Source organism: Oceanimonas doudoroffii (assembly GCF_002242685.1).
Lineage (GTDB): Bacteria > Pseudomonadota > Gammaproteobacteria > Enterobacterales > Aeromonadaceae > Oceanimonas > Oceanimonas doudoroffii.
Window position 1 is genome coordinate 188,721 of the sequence record NZ_NBIM01000002.1, and the last position, 25,478, is coordinate 214,198.

Below are 25,478 nucleotides of genomic sequence, written 5' to 3' on the forward strand. Positions count from 1 at the left end.
TATGAAAATTATGGTAACCGGCGGCGCAGGTTTTATCGGTTCGGCCGTTATTCGCCATATCATTAACCACACTCAAGACAGCGTGGTTAACGTAGACAAGCTCACTTATGCCGGCAATCTGGAAAGCCTGGCAGAAGTCTGTGAAAGCAATCGCTATAGCTTTGAACAGGTGGATATTTGTAACCGGGCCGAGCTCGAGCGCGTGTTTGCCGAGCATCAGCCAGATGCCATTATGCACCTGGCAGCAGAAAGCCATGTAGATAGATCCATAGACGGCCCTGCAGAGTTTATTCAGACCAACATAGTCGGCACTTACACCTTGCTGGAAGTGGCTCGTAATTACTGGAATGGACTGAGTGACAAGCATAAACAGGCATTCCGTTATCATCATATTTCAACAGATGAAGTGTACGGCGACCTGCCTCATCCGGATGAAAACGAGAATGCGCATCAGACGCTGTTTACTGAAACAACCGCTTATGCCCCCAGCAGCCCGTACTCTGCGAGCAAGGCCAGCTCCGATCATTTGGTACGAGCTTGGCGGCGTACCTACGGTTTGCCCACGCTGATCACAAATTGCTCCAACAACTACGGCCCCTATCATTTTCCGGAAAAACTCATCCCTCTGGTGATCCTCAACGCCCTGGAAGGCAAGCCGTTACCCATTTATGGCCAAGGTGATCAGATCCGCGACTGGCTTTATGTAGAAGACCACGCTCGCGCGCTTTACAAAGTAGTCACAGAAGGAAAAGTAGGGGAGACCTACAACATCGGCGGCCATAATGAAAAAACCAACCTGGAAGTTGTGAAGACGATCTGTGACATACTGGATGAATTGGTTTCTTCTTCTTTTATACCCTTCACATCATTAATTACCCATGTTACCGACCGCCCTGGTCATGATCGTCGTTACGCTATAGATGCGGGAAAAATTGAACGTGAACTCGGCTGGAAACCAGAAGAAACATTCGAGTCTGGTATCCGAAAAACCGTACAGTGGTATCTGGAAAATCAGTTATGGTGCCAACGCGTGCAAGACGACAGTTACCAACGTGAACGTTTAGGAGTGGTATCATGAAAGGTATTATTCTGGCCGGCGGTTCTGGTACACGTCTTTATCCCATCACATTAGGTACTTCCAAACAGCTGCTACCAATCTACGACAAACCCATGATCTACTATCCACTGTCGGTGCTCATGCTGGCCGGCATTCGCGATATTTTGATCATCACCACGCCGGAAGATCAGGCCGGTTTTATTCGGGTATTGGGTGATGGCAGCCAGTTTGGCATTAACCTCAGTTATGAGATCCAGCCCAGTCCCGATGGTCTGGCACAGGCTTTTATTATTGGTGAAAAATTTATTGGCGACAGCCATGTCTGCCTGGTGCTGGGGGACAATATCTTCTATGGTCACGGCTTTAGCCCCAAGCTGAGGCAAGCGGCAGCACGCACCGAAGGTGCCACCGTATTTGGCTATCAGGTCAAGGATCCCGAGCGTTTTGGCGTGGTGGAGTTCGATCAAAACAAACGCGCCATCTCCATAGAAGAGAAGCCCCTTAAGCCAAAGTCTCATTATGCGGTCACCGGCCTGTATTTTTACGACAACAAAGTCATTGATATTGCCAAACAGGTTAAGCCCAGCCACAGGGGCGAACTTGAAATTACCGATATTAACCGGGTTTACCTGGAGCAGGGCAACCTCAACGTAGAGCTGCTGGGCAGGGGCTTTTCGTGGCTCGATACCGGCACCCACGAAAGCCTGCTTGAAGCCGCTCAGTTTGTGGAAACCATAGAAAAGCGCCAGGGCTACAAAATTGCTTGCCTGGAAGAAATTGCGCTAAATCAGGGCTGGCTGAACCACGAGCAGCTGCTTGCACAGGCCGAATATCTGAAAAAAAATGGTTATGGCCAATATCTATTGGATCTGACCGGAGAGCATGGATGATCCCTGTTACCAAGCCCTATTTTCCCAGCCGGGAAAAGCTGAATAAATATATCGATGGCATTTATGAGCGCCAGTGGCTCACCAACAATGGCGAGCTGGTGCAGCAGCTGACTCAACGACTGGAAAGCTACCTGGGGGTAGAGAACCTGCTGCTGGTTTCCAACGGAACCCTGGCACTGCAAATTGCTTATCGTGCCCTTGGCGTGCAGGGCGGCTCTGAACAGCGTCCGGAAGCCATCACCACGCCCTTCACCTTTATCGCCACCGCCAGCTCGCTGAAGTGGGAAGGTATAGAGCCGGTATTTGCAGACATAGATCCGCACACCTGGTGTCTGGATCCTGCCAATATTGAAGCGGCCATTACCCCCAACACAAGAGCGATTGTGCCCGTGCATGTGTTTGGCAACGCCTGTGAGGTGGAAGCCATCGACGCCATTGCGCAAAAGTATAATCTCAAGGTTATCTACGATGCCTCCCATGCCTTTGGTGTAAATTACAAAGGCGAAAGCCTGCTTAGGCATGGCGATGCTGCCACTCTTAGCTTTCATGCCACCAAGCTGTTCCACACCGGCGAGGGCGGTGCCATTATCTTCAAGCGCAAGGAAGATCTGGAGCGGGCTAGAAAGATGATTAACTTCGGCATTACCGGGCCGGAAACCATTGAAGAGCTGGGCATTAACGCCAAAATGAACGAGCTGCAGGCCGCCATGGGCCTGTGTGTACTGGATGAAATTGAAGAAAACTTGGCTGCTCGAAGCACAGTCTGGGCTCACTATGCAAGAGAACTGGAAAGCCTGGTTAAGCTGCAAAAAAGAAGTGACGATATATCTTATAACTCTGCTTATTTCCCTGTGGTGTTTGAATCTGAGCAAGAAGCTATGCAGGTGGCAGGCCTTCTCAAAGAAAATGGAGTTCTTGCTCGTCGCTATTTTTTTCCTTCACTCGAAACCATAGAGTGTTTATCTTACAGTAGTAAACAGCCGATATCGCACGATATAGCAAGTCGTATTCTTTGTATGCCGATTTATGCCGGCTTACAAGCATTGGAGCAACAGAGAGTTATTGATATTATCCAGCATGCCTTAGATGCCAGGGAGCAGTAACAATGGCTTTTCTTTCCAGAGAACAATTAGAACAAATTGGTTTTGAATCTCTCGGAGTGAATGTTCTTATTTCTGATAAGGCATCTCTCTATAATGTGAGTAAAATATCAATTGGCAGTCACGTTCGCATCGATGATTTCTGTGTGCTTTCAGCTGGCGAAGGTGGCATTAAAATTGGAAACTATACACATATCGCAGTATTTTGCTCTTTAATGGGGAATGGTCATATAGAGCTATCAGATTTTTCAGGACTATCTTCTCGAGTCTCAATCTACACCAGTAACGATGACTATAGTGGGTCTAGTTTAACTAACCCCATGATTCCGGAAGAGTATAAAAATGTACAATCAGCAGATGTTAAACTTCACAAACACGTTATTGTAGGCTCTGGCAGTATCATTTTACCAGGAGTAACCTTAAATGAAGGTGTAGCAGTGGGCGCGCTAAGCCTGGTTACGAAAGACTGTGGAGAGTACAAAATATATTCAGGTGTTCCAGCAAGACCTATTAAAGCTAGAAAAAAAGATCTGAAAACTCTTGAAATGGAGCTTCTTAAAGCACAATGAAAATTCTTCATATTGCAACAGATGATAAGTTTGTTGATCATGCCTATACAGTTTTTGAAAAAGCATTCCCTGAAAAAAATGAAGTTATAATATTTTCTAAATCGGAAAGTCTGAAATTTGTTAAGCTGAAGGATTATTTGCACGTAAAATATACACCTTCACAGATAAGAAGGCCACGAGTAGAAAAAGAGTTGTATGAAAAATATGATTTAGTAATTTTTCATTCATTTGGCGACTTGCTATATCCGGAAATATTCAATATCCCTGAAGATGTGCCGACTGTTTGGTTCGGGTGGGGGTATGATTATTACGATTTAATCGGCAAGCCAAAAGATCTTTTTCTGCCAGCAAGCCAAAATATAGCCTCTCAAAGCTATAAATCGCTACTTCGCAGAACGATTGGAAAGATTCTTAGATTTTCATTCAGGTTAGCTGGTGTTTCAAAATCCCGAAGAAAGGCGATAGAAAAACTTTCTATTTTTTCTCCGGTCTTGCCGAATGAATACGAGATGGTGCTAAATTCTCACAGATGGCAGGACTTCCCAAAGTATGCGTGCTGGAATTATGGCGCCATGGAAGATCACCTTATTAAAGGATTTGAAGATGAGCAGGTGGAAGGCGATTCCATTTTGATCGGCAATAGCGCTTCACTAACATGTAATCATAAAGAAATATTAGACTTTCTACATGAAGCTGGCGTTGAAAATAGATATATTATTTCCCCTCTAAGTTATGGTGATAAAACCTACGGTGAAAAAATAATTACAATTGGAAAGCAATACTTTGGTGAAAAGTTCAACCCATTGAAAGATTTTATGTCTATTCAAAATTATGTGGCTACGATTAGGAAATGTGGTTACGTGATCATGAATCATAAGCGTCAGCAAGCTGTTGGCAATATTGTTATTATGCTGTATCTCGGTGCGCGAGTCTTTCTACGAGAAGAAAATCCAACGTATCCTTTTCTAAAGGAAATGGGTATCGCAGTTTCATCCGTGCAAGAGCTGGAAAAAGATATCTCACTGTTGCAGAAACCGCTATCTAGTGAGGAGAAAGAGAATAATAAAGAGTTGGTTAGTAAATACTGGTCAAGAGAGCAAGGCATTTTCAGAACAAAAAATTTGGTAGAGCAAGCTCTGAGATTGGCAGATAAAAACGGCTGTGAATTAAAGGGTGGTTTAGTTTGACACCAAAAAAAATAGCTGCCTTCGCCATAGGCCCCATTGGTGGTGCACTGCTGGGCCTGATCACGCTGCCTATTATCACCTGGTTCTTTTCACAGGAAGATGTAGGCAGAATGGCAATGCTGCAGGTGACTATCAGCTTCGGCATATTATTGTTTAGTCTGGGGCTGGATCAAGCCTATGTGCGTGAGTTTCATGAAGCAGATGATAAACCAGCACTGTTGAAGTGTGCCCTGTTGCCGGGCCTCACTATACTGCTGGTTACCTTGGCGGTTTTGCTGTCACTCGGTGGTATCCTTGCAGACTGGTTATTTGAACGACCAGATTGGTATTTAAGCTTACTTATATCGACTGCCTTATTGGCTGCGTTCATATCCCGTTTTCTGTCATTGGTACTGCGGATGAACGAGCAGGGGCTGGCATTTTCACTGAGTCAGTTGTTACCCAAGCTGGTATTGCTTGCCATCATTGTCGCTTATATACTGTTGGGGGCAGATAAAAACCTCATAAATCTTGTTTTTGCAAACACCATTGCCTTACTGTTGGTCTGTGTAGTGTTTACGTTTAATACCCGTAAGGAGTGGATAGCCGGGTTAAGTGCATCACTTGATTTCCAGCACCTTAAAAGCATGCTGCGATTTGGAATGCCTTTGATACTGGGAGGAGTCGCATACTGGGGCCTTACTGCCATTGATAAGGTGTTTTTACGCACGCTGGCAAACTTTGAAGAGCTTGGCGTTTATTCAGTGGCTGTGAGCTTTGCCGGGGCGGCGACCATTCTGCAAAGTGTTTTTTCTACCGTATGGGCTCCCACTGTTTATAAATGGGCCAGCAAAGACGAGGGACTTGATAATTTACATAAAGTAAGCCGATACATACTTGGACTTGTTGTATTGATGTTTTGCCTTGCTGGCTTGTTGTCATGGATTGTGACACTGTTCCTGCCAGCAAACTATATGGCAGTGCAATGGATCCTGGTTTCGTGTCTTGGCGCCCCCTTGCTCTACACGCTATCAGAAACCACTGTAGTGGGCATTGGTATCTCACGTCGTAGCAGTTTTGCCATGCTGGCCGCTTTGGTTGCCTTTGTAGTCAATCTTGTGGGGAACTTGCTGATGATCCCGCGCTTCGGTGCAGCAGGTGCAGCTGTTAGTACCTGTATTTCGTTTTGGGTGTTTTTTGTACTGCGTACTGAGTTCTCAATCTATCTGTGGAAACCAATGCCAAGGCTATTGCTTTATGGATATTCAGCGCTGGTAGTGGTGGGGGCCAGCGTCTTTACGCTATATGGCGGGAGCATCTATTCATTCATGTTGGCGTTCTGGTGTCTGCTGTTTGTTACTGCATTATTTAGTTTCAGAAACGAAGTCCGCGAAGCATTGAGGTTTGTAACCATCCAATTGAAGAAAACAGCTCTAGAGTAATACTCTCAGAATACTGCCAACGGCTACTTATAAATGAAAATTATACTCGTTACAGATTTATACCCTACATCTGAAAAACGCAATGGTAATGATCAGACGCAGGCAGTTAAGGATCTTATTCTAAGTGCCCAAGAGTTCGGCCTTGAAGTTTCTGCAGTTATTCGGTTTCAACAATTCCTTAAGAAAAAATTTAAGTTCTGCGATATTTTACCTAGATGTATAGAGGGACAGGTTTATGATGTGCCTCTGCTGGGTATTCGTGGACTTTTTATAAAAATATATACAAAACTTATAGTTAGTCACATTTTAAAAAACAAAGAATATGATTTGATTGTTTTTCATATGTCTCTAAATGCTTACAGATATCTTTCTTTAAATATAAGGGAAGAGGTTCCAAAGGTGCTTGTAGTTCATAAGGGAGACTTCAAACATAATTACCTAAAAAGGTGCATCAATGAGGTTGATGCAGTCTTTTCGAGGTCTCATAGTATATCTGAAGAGCTTGATAAAAAGTTTAATTTAAAAGATGTCCAAGTTTTATATTCTGGTATTCCTAGTTCCTTCTTTTTTCATTCATCTGGGGGGAAGGTTGCTTGTAACAATGAAGAGTTTTTCGATTGCAAGTTAATATATGCTGGTGAGCTAAAGTCGTTAAAAAATATCGATTCCGTCATCTTGTCAATCAAAAGTCTTGTTGATTTCGGTTTTAAATTAAGATTTGATATTTATGGTGTTGGACCAGAAGAAAAAAATCTGAAAGAACTTGCTAAAAATATTAATGTTGATTCAGTTGTTCAGTTTCATGGATGGATAGACCGGGAATGTCTGCCAGAAAAATTTTTTCAGTCTGATCTGTTTGTTATGCCAAGTTGTCCAGAAACTTTTGGTTTGGTTTATCTTGAGGCAATGGCTAACGGTTGTGTGATTCTTGGTCATAAAAATGAAGGGATCGATGGTGTTGTGCAGGATGGTGTCAATGCTTTCATGGTGGAGCATGCGACTCATAATTTAATTACTGATAAAATAAAGTCGTTCATAAACCTCAAGTCTCAAGAGAAATCTTATCTTAGGAAGAATGTAGCTCGTATTGCCAGTGGTTATGATAGCCGCTCCTCTGGATTAAACTATTACCGTGCTATGAAATCTGTGTTAGAAGATTGTAGCAACAAATTTGGCAATGATTAATGCTATCTCATTTATAGCTGCTGGTTGATGAACTAGTGTTAATTTTTAAATAATCTCGGCTTGTTTTTCTATGAAAATAGACTTAAGAATTCTTTATTTGTGTGATTTTGACTTGAAACGGAAGTCAGGTAAAGATAGAGCTACCTACCAAAAGCTAACAGCTCTTTCTAGTAGAGTTAATAGTCTTGAAGTCATCAGTTGCCCATTTAGAAATCCTATTTTACGTTTTCTTTCTGTTTTTCTTCTTGATATTAAATCATTTTTCTATCTTCTTTTCATGCGACCTGATGTTTTTATTAGTAGAGGGCGTTGCGGTTTTTTCACTTTGATGTTGGCTAAGCTTTTTAATATCTCCAGTGTGCGTGAGGTTCATTCTAATGCAGTTGAAGAGTCTACTTTGCTACCATATAAGGGGCTTAAGCTTATATTAGTGAAAATCACGTCCTATATATCTCACAAGTTGGATGTTTGGGCTGATGTCAGAATTTTTAACCATCCAGATCTCTTGTGTTGGTATCAAAGTCATAGCTTGGCAAAAAAGTATGATTTCTTTGTTTATAATGGTTTTTCACCGAGTTCACATTCTACACTTTCTAAAAGTGATGCTAGAATAAGATTCAATATCCCCGAGGAGGAAAAAGTACTTGTTTTTGTCGGATCCGCTTCGCAGTGGCATGGCGTAGAATATGTTGTTAATCTGCAAGAGCAGTTTAACCTTCATGGTGATAACATTAAGATTTATTTTGGTGGAGGCGACATAAGTGCGTTTGATAAATTTGGATTTTGTACTAACTTCACTCCATTAGATGATAAAGGTTGTGCAGACTTGATCAGAGCGGCTGATTTCTGTTTGTTACCGGTAAAGAAAAATAGAATTAGCCCGGGTAGTCCCTTAAAGCTTTATGACTACATTGCTAATGAAAGGTTTGTTATAGCTCAATCCGAGAGTGATGGGTACTCGGATGAGGTCGAGAGGCATGGTGTCGGATTTTCTGTGAACTTCCTTTGTCCTGAAGAAGCCCGTATAAAAATTATTGAAGAACTATCTAAAGAATGGCCAAGTGTCTTTCCAACTTGTAAGGTGACGTGGTCAGACAGAATGGAGGAGTGGATTGATGGAATTTCAAAGCACTTGCAAAGTAAAGGTGTTTTTTAATTTAGGGTGGTTTTTATATTGTTGAATGTGATGGGGTGTTTGATGCCATGTTTTTCAACCTGGTCGCCCTTTTATACGTTGCTATTTCATCTTTTTATCTAACGAAAAAGATAGCATGTTAAATATATAGTGTGTGAATATAATGCTTTCAGAAATCAATAAAAAACATTTAGGAATTATCGGTCTCGGCTATGTAGGTCTTCCCCTAGCCGTAGAATTTGGTAAGAAATATCCCACGCTAGGGTATGATATCAACACTACGCGCCTAGCTGAACTTCAGCAGGGTCACGACAGCACGTTGGAAGTAGACGATCACGAACTGGCAGAGGCCAAGCTTTTATCCTATAGCAGCTCGCTGGATGAGCTGAAAGCCTGCAACGTGTTTATCGTTACCGTGCCTACGCCAATCAATGAGCATAAACAACCAGACTTAACCCCATTGATCAAGGCCAGTGAAACCATCGGTCAGGTGCTTAAACGAGGCGATATTGTTATTTATGAATCTACTGTTTACCCCGGAGCAACCGAAGAAGACTGCGTACCTGTGCTGGAACGTGTATCGGGCCTTAAGTTCAACCTGGACTTTTTCTGCGGCTACAGTCCTGAGCGAATCAACCCGGGAGATAAAGAACACCGCGTGACCAATATTCTCAAGGTTACTTCCGGCTCCACGCCTGAGGTTGCAGAAACAGTGGATCAGCTTTATCGTTCTATCATCACTGCGGGTACCCACAAGGCCAGCTCGATCAAGGTGGCGGAAGCTGCCAAGGTGATCGAGAATACTCAGCGAGATGTGAATATCGGTCTTATTAATGAATTGGCACTGATTTTCAATAAGCTGGGTATTGATACGGAAGAGGTGCTCAAGGCTGCAGGTACCAAGTGGAACTTTTTACCATTCCGTCCGGGGCTGGTGGGAGGTCACTGCATTGGAGTTGATCCTTATTACCTTACTCACAAAGCGCAGTCTGTGGGCTATCACCCCGAGATTATTCTTGCGGGCCGTCGCTTGAATGATGGAATGGGGGCCTATGTCGCCAGCCAGCTGATCAAAGCGATGCTGAAAAAGCGCATCCATGTGGAAGGCTCCAAAGTGCTGGTAATGGGCCTTACCTTCAAGGAAAATTGCCCTGACCTGCGTAATACCAAAGTGGTGGATATTATCAGCGAGCTGCAGGATTACGGTGTGCAGGTAGATTGCTACGATCCTTGGATCAATCCTGTGGAAGCCGAGCATGAATATGCCATCACTCCGATTGAGGCTCCTCAGGCTGGTGAGTACGATGCGGTAGTCATGGCCGTGGCCCATAAGGAGTTTGCCGAAATGGGCGTTGAGCAAATCCGCGATCTGTGCAAGCCGGCGCATGTAGTGTATGACCTCAAGTACATCCTGTCTGCAGATGTTAGCGATCTGCGCCTGTAATTCTACCTTCTACAACCCGATAAGGATGCCCGTTCTCCAACAAAAAGGCGGGCATATGAACTATGACTGCCTATTCACAACTGCTTGAAACTCTCCCTGCCAGTCCTAAAACCTGGCTGATCACTGGTGTGGCCGGTTTTATCGGCTCCAACCTACTGGAACACTTGCTCAAGCTGAATCAGCGTGTCGTGGGGCTGGACAACTTCGCTACTGGCCATCAGCACAATCTGGATGAAGTGCAGCGGCTGGTGACTTTGGAACAGTGGGCTGGGTTTTCCTTTATCGAGGGGGACATCCGAAATCTGGACGATTGCCAGAAAGCCTGTGAAGGTATTGATTATGTACTACATCAGGCGGCGCTTGGCTCGGTTCCGCGCTCCATTAATAATCCCATTGCAACCAATGCGACAAACATTAGTGGCTTTTTGAATATGTTGGTGGCTGCACGTAATGCTAGGGTTAAAAGTTTTACTTACGCTGCTAGCAGTTCAACTTATGGTGATCACCCGGCCTTGCCCAAGGTGGAAGAAAATATTGGTAAGCCATTGTCACCCTACTCAGTAACCAAATATGTCAATGAGTTGTATGCTGATGTATTTGCCCATACCTACGGTTTCAATACCATCGGTCTGCGTTATTTCAATGTGTTCGGCAAACGACAAGATCCTAACGGTACCTATGCTGCGGTTATCCCCAAGTGGACAGCCAGCATGATTCAAGGCGAAGAGGTGTTTATCAACGGCGATGGCGAAACTAGTCGCGATTTTTGCTTTATCGAAAATGCTGTACAGGCTAATTTTCTGGCTGCCACGGCAGATGAAAACGCTAAAAACGAAGTCTATAATGTGGCAGTGGGCGACCGTACCACACTGAATGACCTCTACCGTACCCTGCAGGCGGCTTTGGCTGAAAACGGTAAGTTCAATGAGAACGCGCCAGTGTATCGCGATTTTCGTGCTGGTGATGTGCGTCATTCACAGGCGGATATCAGCAAGGCAGCCAGTAAGCTGGGCTATGCGCCGCAGTACCGTATCAAAGACGGCATAGCCAAGGCGATGTCTTGGTATATTGATAATGTGGGATAAATACAGTTTGGCTAACCAATCCAACGTTATTCTTTTTGTGGTTAATACGCCCGATTTTTTCCTGTCGCATCGATTAGCGCTGGCGGTTGCTGCACAAAGGTCTGGTTATGACGTACATATAGCAACGGCAGATGGTTCTGATGTTGAACTTATTCAAGCTCAGGGCTTCGTCCATCATGTAGTGCCATTCTTGCGAAGTGGTCAGAATCCGCTGAATGAGCTGAGTACACTGCTATGCTTGGTAAAACTATTCCGGCGTGTAAAACCTTCACTGGTACACCTTATTACCATTAAGCCGGTACTTTACGGTGGTATTGCTGCACGTCTGGTTGGTGTGAAGTCTGTGGTGAGTGCAGTTTCTGGTTTAGGGACTGTTTTTCTCGCACATTCCGGAGCTGCTCGTTTACGCCGCTGGTTGGTAACTAAGCTGTATCATTTTGCATTTAAGCAGAAACGTCTGGCTGTTATTTTCCAGAACCCGGATGATCGGGATCTCCTGCTATCACTTGGAGTCTTGATTGCTGATCAGACACGTATGATCCGTGGTTCCGGAGTTGCCTTGTCCGATTATCCATATGTGCCTGAACCTGAAGGTAAACCCGTCGTAGTGATGGCAGCACGCCTGCTCAAGGACAAGGGCGTGTTCGAGTTTGTAGAAGCAGCAAGGCTATTAAAACAACATAATCTTTCAATAGAAATGCGCTTGATCGGCTCTCCCGACCCTGGTAACCCAACCAGTGTCAGTCAGCTGGAGTTGGAACAGTGGGCTGCCGAAGAGCACATTGAGTTGTTAGGCTACCGCAAGGACATTGCACAGCAATACGCAGCCGCTAACATCGTCTGTCTGCCATCTTATCGTGAAGGCTTACCCAAGAGCCTGGTTGAAGCTGCTGCCTGTGGAAGAGCAGTGGTAACCACAGATGTACCGGGCTGCAGAGATGCCATTACTCCAAACGAAACAGGCCTCCTCGTACCGGTAAAAAATGCAGAAGCACTGGCTGATGCAATTGAATTTTTTATTTCGTCTCCCAATTTGCGAAAGCGAATGGGAGAAGCGGGCAGAGCTTTGGCGGAGGAGGCCTTTGCGATTGAAAAAATTATTAAACAGCATATGGATATTTATCAGGAGCTGCTTGAACCATGATACAAAGGACCAATGTGCTGGTAACCGGAGCCACCGGATTTGTTGGGCAAGCTTTGCTTAACCAGGTATTGAAACATGAAAAATTTCATCTTTCAGCGGCATTACGTGCCGATTGTGGCTTTGATATGTGCCGAGCACTGATGGTTGGTAATTTTTCTGAGAATACCAACTGGTCAGCAGCCTTAACCGATCAGCACATCGTTATCCACACCGCCGCCCGTGCCCATATTATGAAGGACGAGGTAGCCGAACCGCTGGCGGAATATCGCAAGGTCAACGTTGAGGGGACGTTGAATCTTGCTCGGCAGGCGGCAGGCGCAGGTGTAAAGCGCTTTATTTTTATCAGCTCTATCAAGGTCAATGGTGAGCAAACTTCTTTGAATAAGCCTTTCACAACGGAAGACGCTCCTGCACCGGAAGATGCCTACGGCATTTCCAAACTGGAGGCTGAACAGGGCTTGCAGCAACTGGCCGCCAAAACCGGTATGGAGCTGGTGATTATTCGCCCGCCACTGGTCTACGGGCCGGGTGTACAAGGCAATTTTGCCAGGATGGTTTGGTTGGCTAAAAAGGGGCTGCCTTTACCCCTGGGCGCCATTCACAACAAACGATCTCTGGTGGCACTGGATAATCTGGTTGATCTCATTATCACCTGCATTGATCATCCCGCTGCGGCCAATCAGGTGTTTCTGGCCGGAGACGGGCAAGATGTATCCACCACCGAGCTGTTGCGCGGTGTGGCCAGGGCCATGGACACACCATGCCGGTTGGTGCCGGTGCCGGTGGGGTTGTTGCAGCTTGGTGCAACCATGTTGGGTAAAAAAGCCATGGCACAGCGTTTGCTGGGCTCGCTACAGGTTGATATTTCCAAGGCACGCAAGGTATTGGGCTGGGAGCCGCCGCTGTCGGTAGAGCAGGGATTAAAGAGGTGTTTTGATGATTCGGTTGTTTGATATTGTATTTTCACTGCTGGGGCTGGTGTGTGGTTTTCCACTGCTGGTGCTGATTGCGGTTATCGGCATGTTCGATACCGGCTCGCCCATTTTTTGTCAGGTGCGGGTCGGCCGGCAGCAAAAAGCCTTTACCCTGGTCAAGTTTCGCACCATGAAGGTAGATACAGCCTCGGTAGCGACTCACCTGGCAAGCAGTGCTTCCATTACGCCATTCGGTGGTTTTTTGCGTAAAACCAAACTCGATGAGTTGCCCCAACTGTGGAATGTACTGAAAGGCGATATGAGCCTGGTAGGGCCAAGGCCAGGTTTGTTTAACCAGCAAGATCTGACCGCTGCCCGGGCTGCCCGTGGCGTTTATGATGTACGGCCCGGCATTACCGGCCTGGCACAGGTGAGCGAAATTGACATGTCTACGCCCGAGCTGCTGGCCGAGACGGATCAAAAAATGATCCAGTCATTCTCGGTAAAGGATTATTTCCGTTACATTCTGCTCACGGTGTCCGGCAAGGGCAGTGGTGATCGGGTAAAAAGCTGAAGTCAGAATAAAAAATGGGATATTCCATAATGCATCAGGCTATTCACTGGCTGTTCCAGCAGTCTCGCTCGGTAAAGCGCATCATTAGCTTGCTGCTGGACACCTTGTTTATTTCGCTGGCGTTCTGGGCGGCGTTTATGCTGCGGCTCGACAGCTCCCTCTTGCTGGACTCCGTTAAGCACTGGCTAGTGTTGGCGGCCATGCTGCCGCTCACCCTGCTGTGCTTTGTACGCTTTGGCCTTTACCGGGCGGTGCTGCGTTATTTGGGGCACCATGCCACCGTGGTGATGATGGGGGGGGTGGCGGTGTCGGCCATTACCATGGTGCTGGCTGCGTATTACTTCAACGCCTTTTTGCCTCGCTCGGTGCCCATTATCTACGCAGCACTGGCGTTGTTGTTGTGTGGTGGAGCCCGTACCATGGCCCGGGCACTGTATAACCAAAGCACCAAAAAACAGAAAACCCCGGTTATTATTTATGGCGCCGGCGCTTCCGGGCGTCAGTTAAATACTTCTCTCACCCATGGCAGTGAATATCGCGCCGTGGCCTTTGTGGATGACAACATTGCGCTGCAAAAGGCGCTGTTGCAGGGGTTAACCGTGTATTCGCCCGCTGCCTTGCCCTGGCTTATTGAGCATTTTGGCGCGCAAAAATTGCTGCTGGCCATGCCCAGCATCAGTCGCCAGCGTCGCCGCGAAATTGTGGATACTCTCGAAAACCTCTCCCTGGATATTCTCACCATTCCCGGCATGGCCGACCTGATCAGTGGCAAGGCGACATTGAGCGAGCTGCACGAGGTGAGTGTGGAAGACTTGCTTGGCCGGGATCCGGTTGAGCCGTTTCCCGAGCTCATTTCCGCCAATATCAAGGGCAAGGTGGTGATGGTCACCGGGGCCGGCGGCTCCATTGGCTCCGAGTTGTGCCGGCAAATTGTGCAGCAGGGCCCAGCCACCCTAGTGTTGTTCGAATGCTCGGAATACGCACTTTACCAGATAGATCAGGAGCTGGCGGGCATGTGCCGGACGGCCCATTATCCGGTACGCATTGTGCCTGTTATGGCCTCGGTACAGCAGCAAAACCGTCTGGAGGCGGTGATGCAGGCTTTTGGTGTACAAAGCGTTTATCACGCCGCCGCCTGCAAGCATGTGCCTATGGTGGAATACAACGTGGTGGAAGGTGTGCGTAATAATGTGTTTGGCACCTGGCGGGCGGCCGAAGCGGCCATTCACTGCGGGGTAGAGACCTTTGTGCTTATCTCTACCGACAAGGCGGTACGCCCTACTAATGTCATGGGCACCAGCAAGCGCTTGGCCGAGCTGGTGTTACAGGGCTTGGCCCTGCGCCAGAACAGCACCCGTTTTTGCATGGTGCGTTTTGGTAATGTGTTGGGTTCGAGTGGATCTGTTGTGCCGCTGTTTAAACAGCAAATCCGTGCCGGTGGGCCCATTACCCTTACCGATGAAAAAATAACTCGTTACTTCATGACCATTCCCGAGGCGGCCCAACTGGTGATTCAGGCCGGCGCCATGGGCAAGGGCGGAGATGTGTTTGTGCTGGATATGGGGGAGCCGGTCAAAATTATCGATCTTGCCCGCAAAATGGTGCGGCTGATGGGGTATGAGGTCAAGGATGAGCGGCAGCCGAATGGTGATATAGAGATTAAGGTGACCGGTCTACGCCCGGGCGAAAAGCTGTATGAAGAGCTGTTGATCGGCGGCAACGAGCAGCCCACGGCGCATCCGCGTATTCGCACCGCCTACGAACTGCACCTGCCCTGGCAGGAAATGCAGGCCCTGCTGCAGGAGCTGAATATCGCCTGTGAGCAATACAACCAGCCTCGCATTCGCGAGTTGCTGCTGCAGGCGCCCACCGCGTTTAATCCGCAGGATGGCATTTGCGATTTGGTGTGGCAGCAAAATCAGGCCGGAGAGGGCTCGTCGGCTGACAGTGACAGGAGCAAGGTGGTCGCACTAGTGCAGTGAGTGTTGCTGCGTCCAATGGCTTGTTGTGCCTGCGCTTCATGTGTGTTTCAACCCGTAATGCCCGTTGTTTGATCGAACAACGGGCATTTTTGTTTTTGGCGGGCTATGTTGCCCGGTGAGACGAAACAATTAAGGAGAGCACATGAACAAGGGAGTGGAGATTGTGCACCACGGAGCGGTGAACGGTGTTACCGGCTCCTACCATGCTGGAAGATGTCCTTTAAATTGGTTTTACCAGAGCTGAAAGCCCATTCGGCGTGTACTGAAGGTGCTGGAATCGTGCCTGTAACTCCTGCCTTATGGTGAGTGGTAGCAGATGGCAGTATATTCACCCCTGGCAGCCAACTTTCCCCGGCTATACCGCAAACTCGAATCGTTTTGGAATGAGGAAGCCCGGGACCGGGTGACCGAAGGGTGGCACCCATTGTCGTTTGAACAGCTTACAGTGGTAAACCGTCACCAAGGAGTTTCTTAATGCCGTCAACTATCTGGCACGTTTACACCAGCTTTGCGTCGTGCTGGCCGGCTCCGGCATGTGCTCAGGCGGTCGGATAATAAATTATATAAATGCGGCTCTGAATGACTCCTTTGATGACGTCTTGTTTGTGGGTTACCAGGCCGAGGGTGTGCTGGGGCGTGATATGGCCCGGAAGGAGGCTGGGTGGATCTGGATGGTGAGTGTTCCACCATTCGTGTCCGGGCGCACCAGATAAGCGGTTATTCGGCCAACGCCGGGCAGCAGGATTTGATAAACTTCTCCACTGGCATGACGCTACCACTACGGCATACGGCAAATTCGTTTGATCCACGGCGAGGCTGAGGCGGTGTTGCAGGCGCGATTGAGAGAGCTGTTGTTAGGAACGGAAGTGTGATATCCCGTGATAAATTAGGCATTTGGAACGCGGGCAGCCTGTAATCTATAGAGTTGAGCGCTAATTTAATAAAAGCAGTGGGATAAAATGAGAGCTTTAATCCGGCAGCCGGCCTTTTTGGCTTTGCAACAATTAAAACAGCAAGAGCAGGGAACCAGCCTGGCACAGCGCTTTGCTGATGATCCTGCCCGTTTTGAGCAGTTCAGCCTGGGATTTGGCGATCATATGCGGGTGGATCTGTCGCGCCAGCACTGGTCTGCCGAGGTGCGGGCGCAGCTGTGCCGACTGGCGAGCGACATGAGCCTCAGGCAGGGCATTGATGCGCTGTTTGGTGACAACGCTTTCAACCACACCGAGGGCCGGGCGGCACTGCACACGGCGCTGCGCATGCCGCCCAAGGCAAAAGCCATGCACAGGGGTGAAAACGTGGTACCCAAGGTGCACGCGGAGTTGGCACGCATTCAGGACTTTTGCCGGCGGGTGCATGGCGGTATCTGGCACGGTTACACCGGCCGACCCATTTCGGATGTAGTGAATATAGGCATTGGCGGCTCCGATCTTGGCCCGGCCATGGTGGCAGAGGCGCTGGCGCCTTGTCGGGACAAGGGCATTCGCACGCATTTTGTTTCGAACATGGACGGAGCCCAGCTCGGCAGCGTGCTGGCGGGGTTGGACCCGGCCACCGCCTTGTTTGTGATCTCGTCAAAAACCTTTACCACAGACGAGACCATGACCAATGCACGCGCCGCACGGTCCTGGCTGATGACGGCTTGCGGCGGTGAGGAACACATTGCCCGACATTTTGTGGCGGTGTCGGTTAATGCCGAGGCGGTCACGGCCTTTGGTATAGATGAAGCCAACATGTTTCGCTTCTGGGACTGGGTGGGGGGGCGCTTTTCGCTGTGGTCGGCCATTGGCCTGCCCATCGCCCTGGCCGTAGGTTTTGAGCGCTTCCAGCAATTGCTGGCGGGGGCCCATGCCATGGACGAGCACTTGCGCCAGGCACCTTTTGAGCAAAACATTCCGGTGTTGCTGGCGCTGCTCAGCATCTGGAACATTAACGTGCTTGGCCTGCAAAGCGAAGGCGTGTTTCCCTATCACCATCACTTAAAGCGCTTTCCTGCCTTTTTACAGCAGCTGAATATGGAGTCTAACGGCAAGGGGGTGAACAACGCCGGCCAGCCGGTGGACCACGCCACCGGCCCCGTGGTATGGGGCGAGGTTGGCACCAATGGCCAGCACGCGTTTTTCCAGTTGCTGCACCAGGGCAGCGTGATGGTGCCGGCGGAATTTATTGGCTTTGCTCGCTCTGCCTACCCTTACCCTGAACATCAGCGCAAGCTGTTGGCCAATATGCTGGCCCAGGCGCAGGCCATGGCATTTGGCAAAGCACGTGAACAGGTAGAAAGCGAGCTGGCAGCAGAAGGCCTGAGTGCCGAGGCCGTTGCCGAACTGGCGCCATACAAGGTCATGCCCGGCAATCGCCCCAGCACGGTAATTTTGTGTGATGAGCTCACTCCCTACAATCTGGGAGCGCTTATTGCCATGTATGAGCACAAAACTTTTGTGCAAGGGTGGCTGTGGAACATTAACAGTTTTGATCAGTGGGGCGTTGAGCTGGGCAAGAAACTGGCCGCCCGTTTAATTGATGATCTTGACCATGGTGTGACGCTAGGGCACGACAGCGCCACCAATGGCCTGTTGGCGCAGATTAAGCTATGGAGTGTCAGTTTCTAACATGTAAACAGGCCTTGAACGACAGCTGCTGGTTATGCTGAACATTTCATCCTTTTTCGTTATGATATGCCCGTTGTGGGGATAGACGCAGTTATTTTACTGTTGTGCTTACGCCGATTATTTTTACAAGTTGTTGGGCCCGGTTTAATGAATGTCTTAAATGTTGTGAATAATAATACCTTTATGTCGCTGATGGTATTTTTATCGTTGGCGTTGTTGCTTTCCACCCCGGGAGGGTCGGTAGCTGTATTTGCTATCTTGCTGCTGCTGGCCTTGGTGTTTTTGTTTCGAGTGAAAGATAAGCCGGCACTGAACCGGGCAGACAAGCTGCTGATGTTCTCTCTGGTGTTCATGTTCCTAACGGTATTACCAGCCTTTGTAAGTGATGGCTTTCGAGGTCGCTATCTCGATCTGACATTGCGCTTTTTACTAGTTGTGCCGGTGTTGTGGCTACTACTTAAAACCCCACCCAAAGCCAGTTGGTTGTTTGCGGGAGCTCTGGTTGGAAGCGCGGGAGCCTTCTTGCTGGCGTTGTATCAGTATTTTTATGCAGGTATGCCAAGGGTTGATGGTTTTTTGTATAGTATAAACTTTGGTTATCTAGCTTGTGCCTTGGCATTTTTGAGCTTTTCCGGCATGATGTTTTTTGAGCGTTCCAGATGGAAGCTGGCGGCCTTTATGGGCTTTATTATGGCCGTTTACGCCATATTGCTTACAGGTACCCGGGGGGCATACATTGCAGTGCCGGCACTGGCTGCAGTGTTGATCATTCTTTACCGGAAAGAGCTGGGCGCCAAGCTGGTTGTGCTGGTTGCGGCAGTCTGCATGTCAATGCCGGCTGCCAGCTATATGGTGGTGCCTCAGGTGCAGCAGCGCTTTGATGTGCTGATTAACGAACTGATTCATTACGAGAGTGGTGACCCCAGCAAGGCATACAGCTCCAGTGGCCTGAGGCTGGAGCTATGGACCGCGGCCATTGAAGCGTTTAAGCAAAATCCGCTATATGGCCTGAACTACAATCAGCGCGAAGCTCTGAATGCGCGGTTGGTGGAAGAAGGTGAGATTATTCCTCAGGTGCTTAACATCTCTCGTGGTCATGCGCACAGTGACTATTTTGAGGTGTTGGCTGGTCGTGGATTGTTGGGTATTATTGCTCTATTGATGCTGTATCTGGTGCCGGGAATAATTTTTCTTCGCAAAGCCATGAATACTGAGGGAAAAGAAAAGGCGCTGGCGGCAGCCGGTGTTACTTTTGTTGCTGGTTTTATGGTGTTTGGCATTAGTGAGGCCCCACTGCAGGCGAATGTACTTTCCGGTTGCTATGCGCTGACCGTAGTAGCCATTTATGCCATGCTAAGACGGCCAGAGAACGCTGGGCTACGAGCTTAAACTTTTTCTTTCCAGTCACAGTGCTGGGGGCAATGGCGCAGAAGCCTCGTTGCACAGCTTTACCGGCTAAAGTATAAGCCCCTTCAACCAGGCAAATCATTCTATAGGCAACCGTAAGCCCCGTTCAAAAGGGCCTTGCGGTTGCAGCGTGATGCCAAATTGCGATTAGGCTGGCAGTGGTACTCAACCCACGCTTCAGCCCCCTCATATTCCAATCGTTCGATTTTTCGCCGCATTTCCATAACTTCACTAGACTTAGATTCAGGTGCCTCCACATGGAGCAGTTATGGGTATGCAGGATGCAAACACACTCAGGGACCCTCTGTTACAGAGCCTGGTGTTTCTCACCCGGTTTTTTGGTCAGCCCCATCAGGGCGAGGCCCTGATCAATGGCTTGCCCCTGGCCGATGGTTTGCTTACCCCGCAGCTGTTCTCCCGCGCCGCCGACCGTGCCGGTTTTTCTTCCCGTCAGGATGTTACCCCCCTTGAGGAAATCTCAGCGCTGCTGCTGCCCTGCATTCTGCTGCTGAAAAACGGTGGCGCCTGTGTGCTGCTTGAGCTGAGTGACGAGCGCGGCTGTCGGGTCTTGCTGCCCGACACCGGCGAGGGCGAGCAGTGGCTGCCCGCCGATCAGCTCACCAAAAGTTACAGTGGTCGGGTCATTTACCTGAAGCCCCGCTTTCGTTTCGATGAGCGCTCACCTCGAGTGTTGGATCACGAGCATGGCCACTGGTTCTGGAGCACCTTGCGCCGCTCTTCCTCCATCTATCGGGACGTGCTCATCGGCTCTTTGCTGATCAACCTGTTCGCTCTGGTCACGCCGCTGTTTACCATGAATGTGTACGACAAAATCGTGCCCAACCTGGCATTCGACTCGCTCTGGGTGCTGGCCACCGGCGCCGCCGTGGTGTTCATTTTCGACTTTGTGATGCGCCTGCTGCGCAGCCACTTTATTGACGTGGCCGGCAAAAAGGCCGATGTGCTGCTGTCGGCCCGCATTTTCGCCAAGGTGATGGGCATGCGTATGGAGGCACGGCCGCCCTCTACCGGTGCCTTTGCTCGCCACCTGCAGGAGTTTGAGGCCATTCGCGAATTTCTTACCTCGGCCACGGTGGCCGCCCTGGTCGACATTCCCTTTGCGTTGCTGTTTTTGTTCATTATCTGGATTTTTGCCGGCCACATGGTGTGGGCGCCTTTTATTGCCATGTTGCTGCTGCTGGCGGTCAGCCTGCTGGTGCAGCGACCGTTGCGCCATAGCATCGAGGAAGGCTCCAGGCTGGCGTCCCAGAAAAACGCCAATCTGGTCGAGGGTATTGCCGGACTCGAGACCATCAAGCTGTTTGGCGCCCAGGGGGCCTTTCAGCATCGCTGGGAGCAGGCGGTGAGTCACATGGCGGGCTGGGGTATGAAAACCCGACGGCTCACCAATGGGGTATCTACCCTGGCCAGCGTGATCCAGCAAATTACCACCGTCAGCCTGATTGTGCTGGGGGTCTACCTGATTGCCGCCGGTGAGCTCTCCATGGGCGGACTCATTGCGGCGGTCATGCTCGGCAGCCGGGCCATCGCGCCCATGGTGCAGTTGTCGGTGCTGTCCACCCGCTACAACCACGCCCGCTCGGCCATGGATATTCTGGAAAAAGTCATGGCCGCTCCCGACGAGCAGGAAGAAGGCCGGCGCTTTGTGCATCATCCCGAATTCAGGGGCGACATCGTCTTTGATCGAGTGAACTTTCGTTACCCCGGCAGCGGACAGGATGTGCTGAGCAATGTCAGTCTGCATATTCGTCCCGGTGAAAAGGTGGCGGTCATCGGCCGCATCGGTTCGGGTAAAACCACCCTGGAACGGCTGGTGGCCGGGCTTTACCAGCCCACCCAGGGTGCCATTCGCATCGATGGCATCGACATGCACCAGCTGCAGCCGGCGGTGCTGAGAAGCAACATGGGTTGTGTGCCTCAGGATGTGACCCTGTTTTACGGCACCATTCGCGACAACATCGTCATTGCCAATCCGCTGGCGGACGAAGCCGCCGTGCTTAGCGCCGCCGAGCGGGCCGGGGTTACCCTGTTCACCAATCAGGATCCTGACGGCCTGGATCGTCAGGTGGGCGAGGGCGGCCGCCTGCTGTCGGGGGGACAACGCCAGGCGGTGGCCATTGCCCGAGCCCTGCTTAACGATCCGGTGATGCTGATACTGGACGAGCCCACCTCCAATATGGACAACCGCTCCGAGCTGCATGTGCGCCAGCAACTGCAACGGCTGGATGCCCACCAGACCCTGCTGCTGGTAACGCACCGCACCTCCATGCTGGAGGTGGTGAACCGTATTATCGTGCTGGAGCAGGGCAGAGTGATGGCCAACGGCCCTCGAGAGCAGGTGCTGGCGCAGCTGCAGGCGGGCAAGGTGACCATGCGGGAGGTGGGCCATGGCTAGCAGGCAACCGTCTCCCGAACTGCTCGACTACACCAGCGACACCGCCGCCGCGGTGCTGCTCAACACTCACAAAGGCGCCCGGGCGTTGCTGTGGTGCATGCTGGCCTTTGTGCTGGCGGCCATTGTCTGGGCCTGTTTTGCCGAGCTGGAAGAAGTCACCACCGGCACCGGCACCGTGATTCCGTCCAGCCAGATCCAGGTGGTGTCCAATCTGGAAGGGGGCATAGTGCGCGAGCTGTATGTGCGTGAAGGTCAGCAGGTGGACAAGAGCCAGCCGCTGTTGCTGATAGACGACACTCGGTTTAAATCGGACTTGCGCGAGCGCGGCCAGGAAATTGCCGCCTTGCAGGGAGACGCCCTGCGGCTGGCGGCTCAGGTGGCCGCCATCAGAGTACAGGAAGACCCCGAACTGGACTGGCGCGAGCAGGTGGAGGTGACTCCGGTGGCGCTCAGCTTTCCTCCCGAGTTTGTGGAGCGCTACCCCCAGCAGCCCGACATTCAACGTTCCCTTTATCAGGAGCGGCTGGATTACGTGAAAAACCAGCTGTCCATTTTCGGCAACCAGATCCGTCAGCGCGAGCAGGAAATCGTGGAAACCAACGCCAAGGTGCGCACCCTCAGCCGGGGCGTGGGGCTGGCCGCCCGGGAAGTGAACATGAGCCGCCCCCTGGCTCGGGAAGGCATAGTACCGCGGGTGGAAATTCTGCGTCTGGAGCGCCAGCTTAACGAATTACAGGGCGAGCTGGAGTCCACCCGGCTGTTGCTGCCCAAGCTGGAAGCCACCTTGCGGGAAACCATTTTCAAGCGCAAGGAGGTGGCCTTGAGCTTTCGCTCCGACTCCCAGCAGGAGTTGAGTGAGCGTCGTGGCCGGCTGGCGCAGCTGAAGGAAGGCGAAGTGGGCCTGCAGGATCGGGTGGCTCGCACGTCTGTGCTGTCGCCGGTCAGGGGCACGGTCAAAACCCTGAGCGTGAACACCGTGGGGGGTGTGGTACAGCCGGGGGTGAGTCTGGTGGAGATAGTGCCGCTGGAAGACACCTTGCTGGTGGAGGCGCGCATCGAGCCTCGCGACATCGGCTTTTTACGGCCCGGGCTGGAGGCCATGGTCAAGTTCACCGCCTACGACTTCACCATTTATGGCGGTCTGGTGGGTGAGGTGGAAAAGCTGAGTGCCGACTCGATTCAGGATGACGAAGGCAACACCTTTTTTCTGGCCACCATTCGTACCAAAGAGAGTTATCTGGGCAGCGAGCAGGCACCGCTGCGCATTATTCCCGGCATGCAGGCGGGGGTAGACATCATCACCGGCAAAAAAACGGTGCTGGATTACCTGCTCAAACCCATTTTAAGAGCAAAGCAGGGCGCTTTGCGCGAGCGTTGAGTCGAAAAAGGGAGAAAAACAATGAGAAAATCGGCGATTGCAGTGCTGGTGGGTGCCGCTATGGTGCTGCCGGCCCACGGGCAAACACTGGAGGAAGCGGTCACCCAGACCCTGCTGACACACCCCAAGGTCAAGGAATCCTTTCACCTCTACCAGTCCCGCCAATACGAACATGATGAGGCCTTTGCCGGCTATCTGCCCACCCTGGATGCCAATGCCGGCATCGGTTATGAATACACCGACAGCCCGGGCGTGCGCGACGGCGATGCCAGAACAGACAAGACCCTGACCCGCAAGGAAGCCGGGCTGTCGCTGCGGCAAATGCTGTTTGACGGCTTTAAGACCCCCAGCAATGTGCACCGTACCCAGGCGGAAGCGGACGCCCAGCGCTATGCGCTGCTGTCGGACGCGGAAAACATCGCCCTGCGGGTGGCCGAAGTGTATCTCGACGTACTGCGCCAGGACGAGATCGTGGAGCTGTCGCGGCGCAATCTGAGCACCCATGAGCAGATCCTGTCGGACATTCAGCGCCGCACCAGCTCGGGGGTGGGCTCCACCGCCGATCTCAACCAGATTAACGGCCGGGTGGCGCGGGCCTATTCCAACATGACGGCGGCGGAAAACAACCTGCGGGACGCCCAGAGCCAGTTTGTCTCCCTGGTAAACGAAATGCCCGGGGATTTGCGCCAGCCCCAGCCCGATGCCAACTATGTGCCACCTACCCTGGAAGACGCCCTGGCCCAGGCCAAGGACAATCACCCCACACTGATGTCGGCTTCCTTTGATGTGGAAGCGGCGCACCAGCAGCACAGAGACGCCAAATCGGGCTTTTACCCCACCGTCAATATCGAGCTGGACAGCAACTGGAATGACGACATTGACGGGGTGCGAGGCCACAACAACGACTTCACCGCCATGGTGCGCATGCGCTACAACCTGTTTAACGGTGGCGCCGATCTGGCCCGCAGCCGCTCTACTTCGGCACTGGAGATGCAGGCCAAAGACATTCACATGAATGCCCACCGCCAGGTGGAGGAAGGCATGCGCCTGGCCTGGGCGGCCTATGAATCGCTGGGTCGGCAGAAGGACTTTCTGCAGCGCCATGTGGAGTCGAGTTATGACACCGTGGATGCCTACAAGAAACAGTTTTCCCTGGGCAGTCGTACCCTGCTGGACGTGCTCAACACCGAAAACGAATTGTTTGAGGCGCGCCGTTCCTACATTAATGCCGAATACGATCAGCTGCTGGCGGAATACCGCATTATGAATGCCTCGGGCCGCCTGTTGGAGGCGCTGCGCTTTACCCAGCCCGAGCAGTGGCAGGAATCAGAATAAATAAGGAGAAGCCTGATGAAACCATGGATTTTACTGGCCCTGATGTTGCCGCTGGCAGGTTGTTCTGTGACTGCCGAGCCGGAGCGGGAAACCATGCCCGAATATGATCTTACCGATATGGACAGGGACGGGGTGATCACCGCCCGGGACAACTGCCTGGAGTCCACCCTGAATGCTTCGGTAGATAACGACGGTTGTCAGGGCAACGAGAACCGTGTGCTGCAGCAAGACATTATCGTGTTGTTCGCCCACGACAAGTCGAATATTACTCCCAAGTACCAAAGTGAAATCAACCAGATGGCCGCCTTTATGGCCGAAAATCCGGATCTCAAACTGCTGCTGGAGGGCCACGCCAGCCGGGTGGGTACGCCGGAATACAATCTGGCGTTGTCCAAGCGGCGGGCCCAGACGGTGCGTCGGGCGCTGATGCAGCAAGGGGTGCCGGGCGAACGGCTGGAGATCATCGGCTACGGCGAAAGCAAGCCGCTGTTGATGGGGGACGACGAGCAGTCGGCCGCCGCCAACCGCCGAGTGGTGGGCGCGCTCACCAATATGCGGGAAGGGGTGAGAATGCGCTGGAACGTATACAGCATGGAGTCGCCCTCTGAGCAATGAGGCCGTTTTATCACCGGCTGTGTGGGCTGGC

21 protein-coding genes are annotated in these 25,478 nt (G+C 50.8%); all 21 read left to right on the forward strand.

Going from position 1 to position 25,478, the window contains the following annotated elements; translation table 11 throughout:
* Nucleotide 1 precedes the first annotated feature (1 nt).
* The 21 genes from rfbB to B6S08_RS10615 all read left to right on the forward strand — a co-directional run bounded on the left by rfbB (nucleotide 2) and on the right by B6S08_RS10615 (nucleotide 25,447).
* Nucleotides 2-1,078 carry a dTDP-glucose 4,6-dehydratase gene (rfbB, locus tag B6S08_RS10520; protein ID WP_094200763.1) on the forward strand — a complete coding sequence of 359 codons (1,077 nt, stop codon included), beginning with the start codon at nucleotides 2-4 and terminating at the stop codon, nucleotides 1,076-1,078.
* On the forward strand, nucleotides 1,075-1,947 hold the full coding sequence (rfbA, locus tag B6S08_RS10525; protein WP_094200764.1) for a glucose-1-phosphate thymidylyltransferase RfbA: 873 nt from the start codon (nucleotides 1,075-1,077) through the stop codon (nucleotides 1,945-1,947). The genes rfbB and rfbA overlap by 4 nt, the downstream gene beginning before the upstream one ends.
* Nucleotides 1,944-3,050: a DegT/DnrJ/EryC1/StrS family aminotransferase gene (locus tag B6S08_RS10530; protein ID WP_094200765.1), complete on the forward strand. Its 1,107-nt coding sequence runs from the start codon at nucleotides 1,944-1,946 to the stop codon at nucleotides 3,048-3,050. The genes rfbA and B6S08_RS10530 overlap by 4 nt, the downstream gene beginning before the upstream one ends.
* Nucleotides 3,051-3,052: 2 nt before the next feature.
* A complete protein-coding gene (locus B6S08_RS10535; protein WP_094200766.1) occupies nucleotides 3,053-3,616 on the forward strand; it encodes an acyltransferase in 564 nt (187 codons plus the stop codon).
* Nucleotides 3,613-4,803 (forward strand): TDP-N-acetylfucosamine:lipid II N-acetylfucosaminyltransferase family protein, encoded by a 1,191-nt coding sequence (locus B6S08_RS10540; RefSeq protein ID WP_094200767.1) that lies wholly within the window; start codon nucleotides 3,613-3,615, stop codon nucleotides 4,801-4,803. The genes B6S08_RS10535 and B6S08_RS10540 overlap by 4 nt, the downstream gene beginning before the upstream one ends.
* Entirely contained in the window at nucleotides 4,800-6,224 is a 1,425-nt protein-coding gene (locus B6S08_RS10545; RefSeq protein WP_094200768.1) for a lipopolysaccharide biosynthesis protein, read from the forward strand. Before B6S08_RS10540 ends, B6S08_RS10545 begins: the two co-directional genes overlap by 4 nt.
* A 33-nt stretch (nucleotides 6,225-6,257) precedes the next feature.
* Nucleotides 6,258-7,409, forward strand: coding sequence for a glycosyltransferase (locus B6S08_RS10550; protein WP_094200769.1), 1,152 nt, complete (start codon nucleotides 6,258-6,260; stop codon nucleotides 7,407-7,409).
* A gap of 70 nt (nucleotides 7,410-7,479) precedes the next feature.
* Nucleotides 7,480-8,565 carry a glycosyltransferase family protein gene (locus B6S08_RS18240; RefSeq protein WP_141202190.1) on the forward strand — a complete coding sequence of 362 codons (1,086 nt, stop codon included), beginning with the start codon at nucleotides 7,480-7,482 and terminating at the stop codon, nucleotides 8,563-8,565.
* A 142-nt stretch (nucleotides 8,566-8,707) separates the two neighbouring features.
* Nucleotides 8,708-9,988, forward strand: coding sequence for a Vi polysaccharide biosynthesis UDP-N-acetylglucosamine C-6 dehydrogenase TviB (gene tviB / locus B6S08_RS10555; protein ID WP_094200770.1), 1,281 nt, complete (start codon nucleotides 8,708-8,710; stop codon nucleotides 9,986-9,988).
* 62 nt (nucleotides 9,989-10,050) lie between these two features.
* Nucleotides 10,051-11,073, forward strand: a complete 1,023-nt coding sequence (locus tag B6S08_RS10560) for an NAD-dependent epimerase/dehydratase family protein (RefSeq protein ID WP_094200771.1) — start codon at nucleotides 10,051-10,053, stop codon at nucleotides 11,071-11,073.
* Nucleotides 11,063-12,217: a glycosyltransferase family 4 protein gene (locus B6S08_RS10565; RefSeq protein WP_094200772.1), complete on the forward strand. Its 1,155-nt coding sequence runs from the start codon at nucleotides 11,063-11,065 to the stop codon at nucleotides 12,215-12,217. The genes B6S08_RS10560 and B6S08_RS10565 overlap by 11 nt, the downstream gene beginning before the upstream one ends.
* Nucleotides 12,214-13,170, forward strand: a complete 957-nt coding sequence (locus B6S08_RS10570; RefSeq protein ID WP_094200773.1) for a UDP-glucose 4-epimerase family protein — start codon at nucleotides 12,214-12,216, stop codon at nucleotides 13,168-13,170. The genes B6S08_RS10565 and B6S08_RS10570 overlap by 4 nt, the downstream gene beginning before the upstream one ends.
* The gene (locus tag B6S08_RS10575) at nucleotides 13,154-13,705 is read left to right on the forward strand and encodes a sugar transferase (protein ID WP_094200774.1); all 552 of its coding nucleotides are present in this window, start codon (nucleotides 13,154-13,156) and stop codon (nucleotides 13,703-13,705) included. Before B6S08_RS10570 ends, B6S08_RS10575 begins: the two co-directional genes overlap by 17 nt.
* Nucleotides 13,706-13,734: 29 nt before the next feature.
* The gene (locus B6S08_RS10580; protein ID WP_169716396.1) at nucleotides 13,735-15,687 is read left to right on the forward strand and encodes a polysaccharide biosynthesis protein; all 1,953 of its coding nucleotides are present in this window, start codon (nucleotides 13,735-13,737) and stop codon (nucleotides 15,685-15,687) included.
* Nucleotides 15,688-16,220: 533 nt separating this feature from the next.
* Nucleotides 16,221-16,400: a hypothetical protein gene (locus B6S08_RS18705; protein ID WP_425435362.1), complete on the forward strand. Its 180-nt coding sequence runs from the start codon at nucleotides 16,221-16,223 to the stop codon at nucleotides 16,398-16,400.
* A gap of 246 nt (nucleotides 16,401-16,646) precedes the next feature.
* Nucleotides 16,647-18,296, forward strand: coding sequence for a glucose-6-phosphate isomerase (pgi, locus tag B6S08_RS10590; protein ID WP_094200775.1), 1,650 nt, complete (start codon nucleotides 16,647-16,649; stop codon nucleotides 18,294-18,296).
* Nucleotides 18,297-18,443: 147 nt separating this feature from the next.
* Nucleotides 18,444-19,685: an O-antigen ligase family protein gene (locus tag B6S08_RS10595; protein ID WP_169716397.1), complete on the forward strand. Its 1,242-nt coding sequence runs from the start codon at nucleotides 18,444-18,446 to the stop codon at nucleotides 19,683-19,685.
* A 292-nt stretch (nucleotides 19,686-19,977) separates the two neighbouring features.
* Nucleotides 19,978-22,119, forward strand: coding sequence for a type I secretion system permease/ATPase (locus B6S08_RS10600; protein WP_094200839.1), 2,142 nt, complete (start codon nucleotides 19,978-19,980; stop codon nucleotides 22,117-22,119).
* Nucleotides 22,112-23,497: an HlyD family type I secretion periplasmic adaptor subunit gene (locus tag B6S08_RS10605; RefSeq protein WP_094200777.1), complete on the forward strand. Its 1,386-nt coding sequence runs from the start codon at nucleotides 22,112-22,114 to the stop codon at nucleotides 23,495-23,497. Before B6S08_RS10600 ends, B6S08_RS10605 begins: the two co-directional genes overlap by 8 nt.
* A 21-nt stretch (nucleotides 23,498-23,518) precedes the next feature.
* Nucleotides 23,519-24,832, forward strand: coding sequence for a TolC family outer membrane protein (locus B6S08_RS10610; protein ID WP_094200778.1), 1,314 nt, complete (start codon nucleotides 23,519-23,521; stop codon nucleotides 24,830-24,832).
* A gap of 15 nt (nucleotides 24,833-24,847) precedes the next feature.
* Nucleotides 24,848-25,447 carry an OmpA family protein gene (locus B6S08_RS10615; RefSeq protein WP_094200779.1) on the forward strand — a complete coding sequence of 200 codons (600 nt, stop codon included), beginning with the start codon at nucleotides 24,848-24,850 and terminating at the stop codon, nucleotides 25,445-25,447.
* The last annotated feature ends 31 nt before the right edge of the window (nucleotides 25,448-25,478 follow it).